Annotated in this window: 12 protein-coding genes; 11 read left to right on the forward strand and 1 reads right to left on the reverse strand. The window is 44.2% G+C overall.

Features of this window, described 5'->3' with window-relative positions:
* A partial coding sequence (locus tag ACKPQ5_RS09665; RefSeq protein ID WP_407678900.1) for a hypothetical protein occupies positions 1–465 on the forward strand: 465 nt, incomplete at its 5' end.
* Here ACKPQ5_RS09665 and ACKPQ5_RS09670 read toward each other — a convergent pair.
* Positions 455–3,388 (reverse strand): M16 family metallopeptidase, encoded by a 2,934-nt coding sequence (locus tag ACKPQ5_RS09670; RefSeq protein WP_407678901.1) that lies wholly within the window; start codon positions 3,386–3,388, stop codon positions 455–457. The genes ACKPQ5_RS09665 and ACKPQ5_RS09670 overlap by 11 nt on opposite strands.
* Before the next feature lie 73 nt (positions 3,389–3,461).
* Between ACKPQ5_RS09670 and ACKPQ5_RS09675 the strand changes: the two genes are divergently transcribed.
* The 10 genes from ACKPQ5_RS09675 to ACKPQ5_RS09720 all read left to right on the forward strand — a co-directional run bounded on the left by ACKPQ5_RS09675 (position 3,462) and on the right by ACKPQ5_RS09720 (position 15,001).
* The gene (locus tag ACKPQ5_RS09675) at positions 3,462–3,818 is read left to right on the forward strand and encodes a Spx/MgsR family RNA polymerase-binding regulatory protein (protein WP_407678902.1); all 357 of its coding nucleotides are present in this window, start codon (positions 3,462–3,464) and stop codon (positions 3,816–3,818) included.
* 59 nt (positions 3,819–3,877) lie between these two features.
* Positions 3,878–4,249, forward strand: a complete 372-nt coding sequence (locus ACKPQ5_RS09680) for a nuclear transport factor 2 family protein (protein WP_407678903.1) — start codon at positions 3,878–3,880, stop codon at positions 4,247–4,249.
* Between the two features lie 37 nt (positions 4,250–4,286).
* Positions 4,287–4,523, forward strand: coding sequence for a hypothetical protein (locus ACKPQ5_RS09685; RefSeq protein WP_407678904.1), 237 nt, complete (start codon positions 4,287–4,289; stop codon positions 4,521–4,523).
* A 12-nt stretch (positions 4,524–4,535) separates the two neighbouring features.
* A complete protein-coding gene (locus ACKPQ5_RS09690) occupies positions 4,536–5,357 on the forward strand; it encodes a TatD family hydrolase (RefSeq protein ID WP_407678905.1) in 822 nt (273 codons plus the stop codon).
* 4 nt (positions 5,358–5,361) lie between these two features.
* Positions 5,362–6,780 (forward strand): cysteine--tRNA ligase, encoded by a 1,419-nt coding sequence (gene cysS, locus ACKPQ5_RS09695; protein WP_407678906.1) that lies wholly within the window; start codon positions 5,362–5,364, stop codon positions 6,778–6,780.
* A gap of 146 nt (positions 6,781–6,926) precedes the next feature.
* Complete coding sequence (locus ACKPQ5_RS09700) at positions 6,927–7,667, forward strand: 3-keto-disaccharide hydrolase (RefSeq protein ID WP_407678907.1); 741 nt, start codon at positions 6,927–6,929, stop codon at positions 7,665–7,667.
* Between the two features lie 158 nt (positions 7,668–7,825).
* Positions 7,826–10,579: a PSD1 and planctomycete cytochrome C domain-containing protein gene (locus ACKPQ5_RS09705; RefSeq protein ID WP_407678908.1), complete on the forward strand. Its 2,754-nt coding sequence runs from the start codon at positions 7,826–7,828 to the stop codon at positions 10,577–10,579.
* A 12-nt stretch (positions 10,580–10,591) separates the two neighbouring features.
* The gene (locus ACKPQ5_RS09710) at positions 10,592–12,100 is read left to right on the forward strand and encodes a DUF1501 domain-containing protein (protein WP_407678909.1); all 1,509 of its coding nucleotides are present in this window, start codon (positions 10,592–10,594) and stop codon (positions 12,098–12,100) included.
* Between the two features lie 34 nt (positions 12,101–12,134).
* The gene (locus ACKPQ5_RS09715; RefSeq protein WP_407678910.1) at positions 12,135–14,327 is read left to right on the forward strand and encodes a glycosyl hydrolase; all 2,193 of its coding nucleotides are present in this window, start codon (positions 12,135–12,137) and stop codon (positions 14,325–14,327) included.
* Complete coding sequence (locus ACKPQ5_RS09720; protein ID WP_407678911.1) at positions 14,255–15,001, forward strand: hypothetical protein; 747 nt, start codon at positions 14,255–14,257, stop codon at positions 14,999–15,001. The genes ACKPQ5_RS09715 and ACKPQ5_RS09720 overlap by 73 nt, the downstream gene beginning before the upstream one ends.
* Positions 15,002–15,066 lie beyond the last annotated feature (65 nt).

The following is a 15,066-nucleotide window of genomic DNA, read 5'->3' on the forward strand; positions in this document are numbered from 1 at the left end:
AAATTTCCTGTTGCTTCATTAACCTTATTCGGGCGTAATTGCACGGCTCAAATGAATCGATCAATTGAAATTTTGAAAATATTGCGTAATGGAATGCAGACTATGGTTTCTGGCGAACCAACTATGCAAATTAGTTATACCCGAATATTCAATTTTTCGGAGAGACGGGTATCTTTAAGGATGGAGCTTTCTGGAGAAGATGCTGTTCCAGTACCTATGGGGCGGGTGGATGTGGTCGAAATGTCCTCGAACAACGGTCAGTCAAGTTGTAATTGCACTTTAACTGAACTGCAAACGGGGCAACAGCAAAGACTTGTCTTGCGACTCAAGGATGCAGGGCAAAGGGAGAAAGAATGCGAGAAGGTATTTAATTTCTTTCGTTCCATATTATCTATTTCTGAAAAAAAACCATTGGACGGAGGATTTTCTTCGACTCGTGGAGCACACGGAAATACTAGCGAGTAAAGAGCTGCTCGGCCTTGATTCGGGTAACCGGACCAATTTTTTCTAATTCAGATAAGTCAATTTTGGAAGAATCTCCTACAATGGAGAGTAATTTTGCTTTTGGTTGGATTGAATTTTTATAAAATTCGCTCAGCGTTTCAATCGAGGATTTGCTCATTCGTTCAAAGCGGTCTTTCCTTGGGTCTCCTTTGAGTCCGAGAGCATTCACATCGTACACATAACCGGCCGTGCTCCGATAGGGGATTGGGTTGGTACGGTAAGAGCTAAGGATAGAGGAATGGGCGGATTCCCATCTTGTTTGGTTAATAGGCATATTTTCTAACAACTCCATAAAGGCAAGAACTGCCTCAATTGTTTTATCCGCCTGGCACCCAATAGAGCCCACGAGTATGTTTTCTTCATCGGGACGGGACGGTGTGAAGAAATGTGCCCATGCAGAGTAGGCAAGGGCGCGGGCTTCTCGAAGTTCCTGGAAAACTAGTCCCGCCATTCCACCGCCAAAATATTCATTAAATAACTGAGAGGCTGCGATCTTTTCTTCCTCATATGTCCCGACAGAAAACTCAAGGCGGACTTGTGCTTGGGCCATTTCTTTTTCGAAAAAATAAATTTGATTTTGTTTGGCATTTATTGATCGCAGTTTTTCAAGAGGCTTACTTGAAAGAAATTTTTCCTGTTCTCCGCTAAATCCGTTACTAATTAAATTGATTACCTCTTCCGGGGATTGTGGTCCGTAGTACAGGACAGTTCTTTCTGCCTGAAGAACATCTTGAAGCATCGCACTGAGACTTTGAACGCTGGAAGCATTTAAATCAGAATCACTCGGGCGTTCGAGGTATCGTGAGCGATTGCCGTAGCGATGAAAGTGAGCAAGGGCGTTGCTAATTGCTCGGGGGTCTTTTTGTTCATCATCTCGTTCAGAGAGGATGATATTTCTAGTTTCTTCCCATGTTTCGTCGGATATATTTGGTTTTTCAACCAAATCACGGGCAAGTTTAAGCGAGGCTGCAAAGTTCTCATCAAGGCCTGTAAGAATAAGAGAACTCAAGCGTTCGCGAACCGCAAATGCGAAGTCAGTGCCCAATTTATACCATTCAATTTTTAAATCCTTAGAAGAAATGCCATCTGCACCCGAACGATCCAGCATTCTTTTGGCGTAGGGGAGCATAGAGTTATGCCTGGAACCGCTCTCCATCCTCATTTCTAGAGTAAATAGATCGTTGAGGGGATTATTTACATGGATTAGCTTGAGTCCTGGCGAAATTTCCATAGTAATAAAATTTTTACCTTCCTCAATAAATTTGGGATCGAATGGATCGAAAGGTAGTTCACTAACATTTTTCATGAAAGTGGATTCCTTATCAGGGTCGATAACAAGGGGGTCGATCTTAGGTTTTTCTATGCTAGGTAACTTATGCTGTGCATCGATTCGATATCCGGCCACATAATTTTCACCAAAATACTGATTAGCAACGCGAACTACATCTTCTTTTGTTAATTTTTCCAGTTTTTCAATTTCACTGTTCGATGTCTTCCAGTCTACAAATGATAAATAGGTATCCCTCATCAATTCGACCCGTTTTGCATTATTTTCACGATCTTCTTTTTGTTGTTTCTTGAAATCGTTAATGACGGCGGGGATTACCCAGTCGTCAAAATCTCCTACTTTTACCCGGTTAATTTGAGCGAGGATAAGTTCTTCAACTTCTTCTAGGCTTTGCCCCTCCTTCGGGATTCCATAAAAGGAATGCACACCATGGTCATTGTAGTTTTGCGGGTAGCAACCTGCTGAACGAACTAACTGCTTTTCAACGAGATCCAAGTTGATAAGCCCGGCGACCGAATTATCAATAATCATATCCATTAAACGAATTGCATGATAATCTGGGTGAAATCTGGGTGTGGTTCTGAAGGCGAGTATTACTTGTTCTTCACCCAGGTATTGAACTTGAACAAATTCCCTTCCTGAGAGTGGTTTTTCTTCCCATTTTGGTTCCGACCTAAGAGGGGATTCTGATTTCCATGATGAAAAGTGTTCTTCGATAATTTGGATGGTTTCATCCGGGTCGATATCGCCTGAGATACATATCGCCATGTTCTCCGGCACATAATGTTTCGAGTAAAATTCTTCTATTGCTCGAATCGAAGGGTTCTTTAAGTGCTCAATTGAACCAAGTGTGGGTTGTTGTCCATAGGGGTGAACTTTAAATAAGAGCGCGTTTACTTCACGATTAAGAAGGCGATCTTTATTGTCGATCGAACGATTTTTCTCTTCATAAACAGTTTCAAGCTCAGTGTGGAAAAGTCTAAAGACCGGGTTGGCAAAGCGTTCACTTTCAATTTTTGCCCAGTGAATCAATCGATTGGCAGGCAGGTCGACTTTGTAGACCGTCTCTTCATGCCAAGTGTGGGCATTGATACCCTTTCCTCCCATGTTGCCATACACACGGTCCATTTCGTTGGGAACTGCAAAAGTGGAGGCTTCAATTGAGAGTTTGTTAATTTGGTTGTAAATTTCCTGCCTTTTGGATGCGTTCTCTTCTTTCGACCGTAACTCGAAGAGTTTTGAAATCTCATCTAACAATGGTTTTTCTTTTGCATAATCAATTGTGCCAAAAGATTGAGTGCCCTTAAAAAGAAGATGTTCAAGGTAATGAGCGAGTCCAGTATTGGTCTCGGGGTCATGCTTACTGCCCGCTCGAGTAATTATCTCGGCATAAAAACGAGGCGTCTCATGGTTTGGGCTTAGGTATACGGTTAAACCGTTTTTAAGGGTGTGTGTGATGACTTGCATAGAGGATGACGATTGAGAGGCATTTAAATCGGAGGACGGTTCGGGTTTTGGGGGGGAGCAGGAAAATAAAACCAAAACAGGAAGCAAAGTTAAAATCCATTGTGGTAGACTAGAATGTGGGGCATGCATTTTCTGTTTGGGTTGATTTATGAAGAAATAATAGTTTCTTAGTGGATAAATGAAATTTTACAAATAAACGAACATGAAAGTGTACCAATATGAAAAATGTGAAAGTTGTCGAAAGGCAGCTCGCTGGTTAAAGGAAAGAAATATTGAATTTACATCCTTACCCATACGGGAGAAAACTCCTACTCAACAGGAAATTCTACAAATGATTCAAGCCCATGCGGGGGAATTGAAGAAATTGTTTAACACTTCGAGTAAAGATTATCGCGACCCGGAGGTGAAAGATAAGATCCCTGACCTCACTCAGGAAGAAATTATTTCTCTTTTGCGTGGACGGGGAAACTTAATTAAAAGGCCTTTTGTAGTGGGCGAAGGGATCGCATTGCAAGGGTTTAAGCCTGACTTATGGAAGGAAGCTTTTGGACTTTCATAATGATTGAGTTTCAATTGGGATTGAGGAGTTCGATGTTTTTGTTATAAGATTAACTTCCTATGGAATTTAGTCATTTAGAAAATTGGATCGATCAAATCAATTCTGGAAATCTTGAGCAGGTGGTGGGCTTGTATTCCCAGGATGCTCTATTGTTTGCAACATTTGATGAAAAACCATTGAACACACCTGCGTTAATCCGCGGATATTTCGACAGTTTTTTGGCAAGGGATGGAGCGGGTGTGGAATTGGATTCTGCTTCAGTTTGCCATTCAGAATTGGGAGAGAATCATTATTCCACTACTGGGCTTTACACATTTTTTTTTAATGAAGGTGATCAACACGTTCGACAAAAAGCTCGATTTACTTTTATCTTTAAACGGCAAAAGACGGGTTCAATAATACACCACCATTCATCGGTCATCCCTGCCTGAAAATACAATACTTACAGAAAAATCTTAAACTTTTATTATGTTAGAACCACAAAAAACTCTAGACACTTACTACCTGGAAGCTCGTAGAGATTTACTCGAGGTGGCTGCCCTGTTGGATCGATATGATCGTTCGGTTGAGAAGCAAGGTCAAAAAGCGGAGGATGAATCCCGGTTAAACTCTTTGCTTGAGGCGATGTCTTTACTTTCTGGCGGAGATCATCCAGAAGCGAATCGAACGGAGCAATTACTCAACCATTTTGCCAAGGTTTCCTAACTAATTTTTGTCATGCAAATTATTCAACCACATTATCATGCCATAGCTCGAACCGCTCAGGATTACGAGCGAATGGCAATGTCAGGAGTCGTTGCAGTGTGTGAACCTGCCTTTTGGGCTGGTTTTGACCGTCGTTACCCCGAGACTTTTATCGATTATTTTGCACAAATTTCTGAGTTTGAACCGACCCGGGCCGCTGAATTTGGTATTCGCCATTATTGTTGGGTGGCGGTTAACCCAAAGGAAGCAGAGAATACTGAGCTTACCCAGGAGGTACTTCGCCATATGCCGGAGTTTTTGAAAAAACCAACCTGTTTAGGAGTAGGGGAGACTGGCCTTCATAAATCAACTCAAAATGAAATTGATTCGTTACAGGCACATGTGGAAATTGCCATGAAGCACGATCAGCTTGTTTTGATTCATACACCTCATTTGTCCGACAAAGCACACGGTACCAAAACTGTGTTAGAGGTTTTAGCTGGTATGGATGTTAATCCGGATAAGATATGGATTGATCATGTGGAAGAACAGACCATAGAATCGGTGTTAGATGCCGGTTATTGGGCAGGGATGACTCTTTATCCGGTGACTAAATGCAGTCCCCGCAGATCCGTTGATATCTTAGAAAAATATTCGACTGAACGATTGTTGGTAAATTCTTCTGCGGATTGGGGTCCGAGTGATCCTTTTACATTGCAGGAATCGATTGTGGAATTTCGCAGAAGAGGGCACAGCTTGCAGGAAGCGGTGGAGATTTATCACAATAATCCATGCCGTTTCCTTGGACAGAATCCCAAGTGGGATATTAAGCCAATCACGATCCGCGAAGAGTAGGTCGATGCCGCTCCAATTGTACGATACCATGACCCGGGAAGTCCGGGAGGTTTTTCCTATGGATGAAAATTCGGTTCGTTTTTACGCTTGTGGGCCTACCGTTTACGGGCCGGCACATATTGGGAACTTTAGAACTTTTGTGATGCAGGATGTTTTTCGAAGGGTGCTTGAAACTTCAGGTCATAAAACTTTGCATGTTCGAAATCTTACTGATGTTGATGACAAGACAATTCGTCAATCACAAGAGCAAGGGGTGAAGCTTGAGGATTTTACAGACAAATGGACGGTCAGATTTCATCGGGATTGTGAATTTCTCAATTTACTTACTCCTCACGCTGAGCCCTCAGCAGTCGAGCATATTCCCGAACAAATTTCCTTAATTGAAAGATTGATCGAAGGAGGGAACGCATACCGAGCAAACGATGGTTCAGTTTATTTCAAAGTGGATGCTTTTCCCGAATATGGACGTCTTTCTCGATTGGCAGAACGGGAAATTACCACATCGACAACCGATCGTGAAACTTCAGATGAGTACGAACGCGAAACAGCTGCAGATTTCGTACTATGGAAAGTTCGTCGACCGGAGGATGGGGAAAATTTTTGGGATTCTCCTTGGGGACAAGGCCGTCCAGGTTGGCATATCGAATGTAGTGCCATGAGCATGAAGGTTCTCGGAGATTCTTTCGACCTCCATTCTGGTGGCGTCGACTTGATTTTTCCTCACCACGAGAACGAGATAGCTCAAAGCGAATGTGCTACTGGTAAGACCTTTGCCCGACATTGGTTTCATATTGCTCACTTGATGGTTGAGGGAAAGAAAATGAGCAAATCTCTGGGGAATTTGCATACTTTGGAAGATCTTTTCGAGCAGGGTTATTCCGCTCAGGAAGTAAGATATGTATTATTGTCTGGAAGTTATCGTCAGCCCCTGAACTTTACTTTTGATTCGATGAAAGCATCCCGGAAAGCGATGTCAAAATTGAGAGATTTCGCTACCAAATTTAATTTCATTCCAACAACAGGAAACACCTTGGAAACTGAATTTGGCCCTTTTCAACCTGTTCAGGAGGCCTTGTTGTCAGATTTAAGCACTCCCGAGGCACTTGGCAGGTGTTTCAGTTTGGTCAGGGAATTAAGCGAAGCTTATGAGAGAGGTGAATATGAAGGTCAGCAAGATGCTGTGAGTGAAGTTTGTAGAGGATTTCAGGCAACCTGTGACGCCTTCGGCCTTGTGGTTGAGCCTAAGAAGGTGGATCTAGTGGAAATTCCTGCTGATATAGAAAATCTGGCTCAAAAGCGTTGGAATGCCAAACTTTCAAAAGATTGGGCCATGGCTGATCAATTGAGAAACGAACTTCTTGAACTTGGCTGGGTAGTTAAGGATGGAAAAGAAAAGTTCGAGCTCACAAGGTCAGCCGAATAAGTTTCTTCTCCTGATTTAAAGCTGCCTTAGCTTGGTTTTTTTCATTGCTTAGTTTGCGAATGAGTTAAGGCCTGTAATAAAGCTTTTACTCTTAATGCAGGTCCTGTCTTGCCAATCAAATAGAGTATTAAATAATATAATCTTCCATGAAAAGAACCCTATTTTTTATGCTCAATAAAATTCTTCTATTCTTCTTAATCACAGTACCTAATTTTGTACTTTCGGGAACGGGAATTCCCCAATGGGTAGATTTATTTAATGGCAAGGACCTGACTGGCTGGGTTGATGTAAACACTTCACCAGAAACATGGTATGTCAAGGATGGCATGTTAATTTGTAAGGGGAAACCGATTGGGGTCATGCGTAGTGATAGGCAATACGAGAATTTTCTTTTGCATGTTGAATGGCGACACATGGAACCGGGGGGGAATTCCGGAATTTTTGCCTGGAGTGACGCAAAACCTTTTGGAAACCGCTTACCCAAAGGCCTTGAGATTCAAATGTTGGAACTGGATTGGGTAAAGTTGCATACAAGGAAGGGCAAACAGCCTCCGCCCATTGCCTATGTGCATGGTGAGTTGTTTGGTGCAGGAGGGCTAAAAGCAACCCCTGATAACCCGCGGGGCAGTAGGAGCAAGTCTTTGGAGAACCGATGCAAGGGAAGAGGGGAGTGGAATACTTATGACGTGGTATGCGTAGATGGTGTGGTTAAACTTTCAGTTAATGGCAAATTTGTGAATGGAATTCGTAATTCACAGTATAAAAAAGGATATCTTTGCCTGGAGTCGGAAGGTTCCGAGATTCACTTTCGGAATTTAAAAATAATGGAACTCCCTCATGGAATTACTTCTCCAGAGCAAACGGCTCCTTTAATCAATTCTCGTTAAGGAAGCATTAATAAGTTGTCCCAATAAGTATTATTTAGGTTATTTTGTATGAATGACTCCATAATTGTTTAAAAATTGCCAATTATGCTTTTTAATTACAGGTTGTTTAATATAATATATTCAATCCCCACCTTTTCTACATTTGTCTCCAACTTTAAATGACCTTTAAAAATTTCGCTCTAGTATTTTGCCTGATAGTTTTTACACAGGTATTCTCATTCGCAAAGCTTAAGTTTGAGGATGACATACTCCCCCTGCTTGAGGATTATTGCATAGATTGTCATGGTCCTGATAAATCAAAATCAGGATTTCGGGTTGATCGTCGGGTTCATCTCCTCAAAGGGGGAGATTCTGGTTTATCTGCAGTTATTCCTGCGAAGCCAGAAAAAAGTTATATGATTGAAGTGATTAAAAGCGATGATCCAGAAATTGGTATGCCTCCCAAAGGTGGTAAGCTTTTTGACGATGAAGTCGAATTATTGGAACAATGGATTGCGGAAGGAGCTGTGTGGCCCGGCCAAATGGAGGATAAAATTGAAGAGGGAACGGAACATTGGGCATTCCAATCGATTGACCGTCCGACTATCCCCAAGAAATCGAAGAATCCAATTGATTCTTTTATTAACCGAAGACTTAAAGTGGAGGGAATACTTGCAAACAAGCAAACGGATCCACTATCTTTGATTCGGCGTGCATCTGTTGTTTTAACAGGATTACCTCCTCGACCATCCAGGGTGGCTGATTTTCTTTCTGGTTATAAAAAGAATCCGGAGCAAGCTTACACTGTGTTAGTCGATGAATTATTGGCATCCCCGCACTTTGGCGAGCGATGGGCTCAGCATTGGTTGGATGTGATACGCTGGGCAGAAACCAATGGTTCGGAGTCAAACCTCTATCGCAAGCTTGCCTGGGTGTACAGGGATTATGTGATTCGGGCATTTAATCAAGATTTGCCTTATGATGAATTTGTTAGACAACAGTTGGCTGGTGACGGCATGGGAGTGGGGGAAGCCCTAGGTTTTTTAGTTGCTGGACCTCATGTTCCCGCGGCCACGGTGGGGCAGGAAGCCTCTGCGATCAGGCAAGCCCGTGCTGACCGGATGGATGAGATTATGCAAACTGTGGGGGCATCCATGCTCGGCGTTACTATGAGTTGTGCTCGTTGCCATAACCATAAATTTGATCCCATTTCGATTCAGGATTACTACTCCATGACAGCCGTATTTCAGGATATTGAATTTGGCAGTCGTTTTCCCGAATTTTCCAAGGAGCATCCAAGAAAAACAAAGGCTAATGAATTTTGGAAGGATGTTGCCAAGAATCGGAATATAATAAGAAAGAAAACCTCAACTTGGGAGGAGGACTGGGGGGGATACAAGGAAATACATTGGAAACCGATCGAAGCGGTGGGATTACGGCTGAACTTTTGGTCCGGATATGTTGGTTTGGATGAAGTTGAGATTTTTGGCTTACCCTCCGAGAATTTTAATCTGGCCCGGGCAACCAACGGAACTAAAGTAAGTACTGACTTGGCATTTGCCCAACAGCGTGATCGTTTTCCTGTTTTTAGGGTGATTGACGGTAAGTACGGAACCCAGCGCTGGCAGGCCAGTTACAATAAGCAGAAAAAACAGAATCCTTGGCTGGAGTTTACTTTCGAAAAGCCGGTAAAGGTGGGGCGTTTACGAATGAGTTCGAATCGGGAATATTACTATGAAACTGATTACCTCGAGCAAAAAAATAAATTTAATTTCGACCAATTTTTGGTGAATGTGAAATTGGTCGATGGAACCTGGAAAGAGATTGCGTCTATTCAAGAAATTAGGGATTTCAACAAGCGTGAAAAATCGGTTGGAGATGCAGTCGGTGAGATTAACCATCTTGCCTACAAGCTTTCTGAAGAAGGCCCTCGCCCCAGTTTTGTTGGTAGTTTTATCAAGCCAAAGGTCACTCGTGTCTTGCACCGTGGTAGCCCGGAGAATCCAAGGGATATTGTCCCACCGGCTGCACCCAAAATACTTTCCGGTGAATTGGGGGTGGATAGTAAGGCCAGTGGTAGGGCAAGGCGTGCGGAGTTTGCCGAGTGGATGGTAGATGCAAAAAATCCCTTAACCGCCCGGGTTATGGCAAACCGTATTTGGCAGCATGTGTTCGGTGCGGGCTTAGTTGTGACAGGTGGAGATTTTGGTCGTGCGGGTGCTCCCCCAAGTCATCCGGAATTACTTGACTGGATAGCCGCTGAATTTTCCAATCCATCTCGCCCTGAGGGTACACCTTGGTCGATGAAGGAATTGATTCGGTTATTTGTTACTTCCGATGCATTTAAAAGATCGAATCAACCCTCCGATGTCGGGTTGGAAAAAGATGCGACTGGTTCTTTACTTTGGCGCTTTCCACCAAGAAGGGTGGAGGCCGAGGTGATCCGGGACGGTATCCTTCTGGCTTCCGGTAAGTTAAACCGGGAAATGGGAGGCAGAAGTTATCGTATACATAATGTTAAAAAGACCTATGCCCAGTGGGAAGTGGTCAATAATTTTGGACCGGAAACTTGGCGTAGGATGATCTACCAGGAAAGAATGCGCCGGGTGGACGATCAAATATTTACTGCTTTTGATTTTCCGGATTGTGGTCAAGTGCGTTCTAAAAGACCGGTCTCCACAACTCCCTTGCAGGCCCTTAATTTAATGAATAGTGACTTTGTGGTCGACCAGGCAATACATCTCGCCAAGCGGGCTCAAGATGAGTCAAAAGGAAATCTCAAAACCTCGGTCATTCGTGCGTTTGAGTTAGTTTTTTCCCGCAAGCCGAGGAAAGAGGAATTAAATGCCTCTTTGGAGGTTGCGAAAGATCGCGGGCTTGAGATTGTTTGCCGGGCCTTAATCAATTCCAACGAGTTTTCCTTTTTACCCTAAGGTTTTTTTAAAATGAATAATCACGAAGAAAAAATTTCCTCGATCGGACGGTCTTTATTAAATCGGCGTGGCTTTATGAAGAACGCCGGATTTTCAACCGGTGCTCTAGGGCTTGCCCAGTTGTTGAGTAAAGACGGACTTTTTGGTTCCGATGATCCCACCAGTTTTACCGGAAAATCACCCATCCGTCCAAACTTGGATCCTGACAACCCATACACTCCGCGTAATCCTCATTTTGAAACTGAAGCTAAGCAGGTCTTAATTATATTTTGTCCAGGTGCAGTCAGTCATGTGGATACCTTTGACTATAAGCCTGACCTTACCAAGTACCATGGACAAAAACCTCCCGGTATGCCGGCGGTTACCTTTGAAGGGCCTTCGGGTAATATCGCCAAACCTTTTTGGGACTTTAAACCACGGGGAAAGTCGGGGAAAATGGTTTCTGAGCTTGTACCGCATTTGGGTGCTCTGGCTGATGATTTCTGCTTCGTTCACTCTCTTCATACCCAGACAAGTGCCCATCCACAGGGGGAGAACTTTCTTAATACTGGATTTACAATGGAAGGATTCCCTTCTTTTGGTTCATGGGCAACTTATGCTCTTGGTTCAGAGAATGAGGAACTTCCTGCTTTTGTGGCGATCAACGATCCACGCGGCCCGGCCCGATCCGGCAAAAATAATTTTGGAAACGGCTTTTTGCCGGCTGCTTTTCAGGGAACTGATTTTAATGCCAAGAATCCCCCTGCTAACCTAGCCCGTCCGGCATCCTACACCAGTGCGGATGACCGTTCCACTGTGAGCCTGCTTCAACGGTTGAACGGTTTTCACTTGGAGAAGTATCCCGGAGATGCTGATCTTGCTGCCCGTATTGCCAGTTATGAGCTGGCTGGGAAAATGCAGACCTCTATACCCGATGTGATGGATATTTCAAAAGAGCCGGCATCGATTAAAAAAGAGTACGGATTGGAAAGTGGAACTGATCTAAAAAAAGAATATGCCAAGAATTGTATATTAGCCCGTCGCTTGCTTGAAAAAGGAGTGCGTGTGGTTCAACTTTTCAATGGAAGTGATCCATCCGGAGGGAATGGGATAACCAACTGGGACTCTCATAGTAACATTGATAAGACCCATGCGATGCAGGCGGAGATCATGGATCAGCCCACCGCAGCCCTTATCAGCGATATGAAGCGCCGGGGACTTTTAAAAAATACTCTGGTTGTCTGGTGCACTGAGTTTGGCCGGATGCCTTTCCTGCAGGGGAATGGAACGGGCCGGGATCATAATCCGGATGCCTTTACCTGTTTCTTTGCCGGTGCCGGGGTAAAGAAGGGATACAGTTATGGGGAGAGTGATAATTTTGGTTTCAAGAGCGTAAAGGGGAAGTCGAGCGTATACGACTTTAACGCTACAATTCTTCATTTGATGGGACTGGATCATGAGCGACTTTCTTATTATCATAACGGACTGGAAAGAAGGCTGACCAATGTCCACGGACATGTGATCAAACAGGTGCTTGCGTGATCCTTTACCGTTCGGTTAGTTTAACGGCTTGACCATGAAAATTTCTTCCTTCTTCTACCAACCGAAATTATTCCTCGGTGTCTTTTTTTGCTCTTTTGTTACTGCGGGGGTGAGTGCCGCTCCATTTGCAGAAAAACCACCTGAAAATGAATCAGTACAAAAACTTTTTGCGAGGACGGTTCATTTAGAGCCTGAAGTGCAAGGGAAGCCACTGCCCACGAATGACTGGTGGACAACGCTTTTGGCCAATGATGGTTTTCCCGGTCGCCTGTATGCGTATCCTTTTACGGTGAGCGCGGATGCACAGGGCGTACAAATTTGGTATCCATTGGAATGGAATCAAAACGGTACAGAAATGGATGCAGGTGAGCCTTTGGTGATTGAACCCATTGACCCGACTCCTGATTCTGATCCCGTTGAGCAAACCCTTTTTGATTTTGAAAAGGATTGGGCAGCACTGGGATGGACATTGGAGGGAACCGCGTTTGGAGATGCACCTATGACCCATGGTCAACATGGAAGCAGGGGAATTGTAGGCAAGCGATATGCCGCCAGTTTTTACGGACACGACGGTGGTCTTGGTAAGGCGACTTCTCCGGAATTTGTGATCGAGAAAGACTATCTTCATTTCAAAGTGGGGGGAGGAAGTGAAAAAGAAATTCTCGGAGTCCATCTATTAATTGATGACCAATCTGTTTATCAGGAGGTCGGTAAGAAAAGCAATGATCTAGAATGGCGAACCTGGGACCTCAGGAAATATCGTGGAAAAAAGGCAAAGGTTCAATTGGTGGATGATTCGAAGGGTGGCTGGGGATTTATCTCAGCGGATCATTTCGTTTTTTCCAAGCTCTCCACCACACCGAAGTCCGGACCGTTTTCTCATGCCTCCACCCTGAACTGGGGGGACTGGCATGTTTCAATGAGACTTCATCTGAGCAAGAGTAAAAAAGCCGATGTCACCTTTGGCCGGGGAATGCCCTATGTCTGGATTGAGCCCAAGGGGATTGATCTGAAGATTCCTGGAAAGTGGGATGCAAATGGAGTCCTGGTTCAGGATGGTCGTACTTTTGGCATCTTTGCTCCCGGTGGTTCGTTGAAAGCAATGGATGGACATATTCGATTTAGTGGGCCAGTGCTTTCCATTGCTGCACTGAATGATGACCCTAATCAGGCAAAACTTTTTGCCCGCCATGCGGGTGCAATTCCCCGGGATACTCAATTTGATTGGAAATATGAAAATGAGAAGGGCAGGGTCAACACCGTTTGGAAGGTGAAAACCGAGGGTGGGGGAGACACTTTGCATGGTTGGATTCCCCATCATTACCGCACCACGCAGCATAATTTCAAACTTACCGGTATGGAATATAAAACCAGGCGGGGTAAGATGGTGGTGGCCAAAGGAAGAGAATTTCAAATTGCCTGGCCCTTTACCGGAATTATTCCTCTTTTTCCTTTGCCCAAAGATGATGATTTCAAAAAAGATAAATTGGCAAATTTTATCAACCGCTGGGGAGATGAACTGCTTAAAAAACCTGAAGAAAACCGGCAGGGTGGAGATACTTACTGGGGGGGCAAGTCCATGCTCAAAACCTGTCAGGCCTTTAATATGGCTTGGCAACTACAGCTTCCAATTGCCAATGATTTGTATAAAGAAGCGAAGCGGGTGGTGGAGGATTGGTTAACCTACGAGCCGGGAGAAAAAGCATTCTACTATGCAAAGTATCCCCTTCCTTGGTCTGGGCTGGTCGGGTTTAATTCATCCTACGGATCTGAGCAGTTTACTGATAATCATTTTCACTATGGTTATCTGGCCATGAGTGCGGCTCTGATTGGTATGCATGACCCGGCATGGCTAAAGAAATATGGCCCGAGTGTAACGGAAGTGGTGAAACAATATGCAGAATGGGAAAGAGAATCTCCCCGTTTTCCACGACTACGTACCTTTGAATGCTGGGCTGGTCATAGCTACGCAGGGGGAATGTCGAGTGGATACGATGGGAATAATCAGGAATCATCTTCCGAAGCAGTTGGTTCCTGGGCCGGTATGTTCTTTCTCGGAGCCGCTCTGGGTAATCAGGAAATGATGGCCACCGGGGCGATGGGATATTCCATTGAAACCGAAGCGGTGCATGAATACTGGAATAACGCTTACGGTTGGAAAAACTCCGACCAATCGAATTGGTCGCCGAATTATTTCTCGGGGCTGCATTGGGAAACCAGGAAATGATGGCCACCGGGGCGATGGGATATTCCATTGAAACCGAAGCGGTGCATGAATACTGGAATAACGCTTACGGTTGGAAAAACTCCGAACAATCGAATTGGTCGCCGAATTATGAACCAACGATCTGCTCCGTTATGCGTGACCGGGATATGGGAGCATGGACCTGGTTCAGTGGTGAACCGATTCATATTTATGGTATCCAATGGCTTCCCGCTTGGACTCATATGAACTATTTTGGAGCTCATGCAGAACACTCTATTTTTCAGCTCAATCAAATGCTTGAAAAACAGGGGAAGGATCAGGGTAAAATGACCTGGGAAAAAATTGACGGGGATTGGGGACAGGTCACAGCTGCCTATGCCGCTTTTTGTCAACCCGATGAAATTTGTAAAGTCTTGGACGAAGCCATTGAAAAGAAATGGGGGATTTCCACTCCTAAGCATGCCGGTATTCCTTATTATTTAGCCCATGCCAGCCGAGCATATGGTTTGATTGACAAGGAAGCTTATACCGACCTGCCCACCTCGGTGGTTTTCAAAAAACCGGACGGAAAACGAACGGCATTGGTATACAATTTATCCAATAACCCCCGTTCAGTAACGGTTTATGTCCGTGGTGAAGAAGTGTTGAAGGGAAACTTGCCCGCTAAGATGCTAATGGCTGTCCCCCTTCGATAAGAAGCACTTTCACTCTTTAAAAGTTTTCCGACTAAAATAAACCCTTGTGGGAGGTTAGGCATAGT

Origin of the sequence: Candidatus Seribacter sulfatis (assembly GCF_964187635.1) — a bacterium.
Classification (GTDB): domain Bacteria; phylum Verrucomicrobiota; class Verrucomicrobiia; order Opitutales; family Seribacteraceae; genus Seribacter; species Seribacter sulfatis.

What these genes read in the sequence shown, in the direction of transcription:
- ACKPQ5_RS09670 (WP_407678901.1), bottom strand. Translation starts at nt 3,388, where the DNA reads ATGCATGCCCCACATTCTAGTCTACCACAATGGATTTTAACTTTGCTT.
- ACKPQ5_RS09675 (WP_407678902.1), top strand. Translation starts at nt 3,462, where the DNA reads ATGAAAGTGTACCAATATGAAAAATGTGAAAGTTGTCGAAAGGCAGCT.
- ACKPQ5_RS09680 (WP_407678903.1), top strand. Translation starts at nt 3,878, where the DNA reads ATGGAATTTAGTCATTTAGAAAATTGGATCGATCAAATCAATTCTGGA.
- ACKPQ5_RS09685 (WP_407678904.1), top strand. Translation starts at nt 4,287, where the DNA reads ATGTTAGAACCACAAAAAACTCTAGACACTTACTACCTGGAAGCTCGT.
- ACKPQ5_RS09690 (WP_407678905.1), top strand. Translation starts at nt 4,536, where the DNA reads ATGCAAATTATTCAACCACATTATCATGCCATAGCTCGAACCGCTCAG.
- cysS (WP_407678906.1), top strand. Translation starts at nt 5,362, where the DNA reads ATGCCGCTCCAATTGTACGATACCATGACCCGGGAAGTCCGGGAGGTT.
- ACKPQ5_RS09700 (WP_407678907.1), top strand. Translation starts at nt 6,927, where the DNA reads ATGAAAAGAACCCTATTTTTTATGCTCAATAAAATTCTTCTATTCTTC.
- ACKPQ5_RS09705 (WP_407678908.1), top strand. Translation starts at nt 7,826, where the DNA reads ATGACCTTTAAAAATTTCGCTCTAGTATTTTGCCTGATAGTTTTTACA.
- ACKPQ5_RS09710 (WP_407678909.1), top strand. Translation starts at nt 10,592, where the DNA reads ATGAATAATCACGAAGAAAAAATTTCCTCGATCGGACGGTCTTTATTA.
- ACKPQ5_RS09715 (WP_407678910.1), top strand. Translation starts at nt 12,135, where the DNA reads ATGAAAATTTCTTCCTTCTTCTACCAACCGAAATTATTCCTCGGTGTC.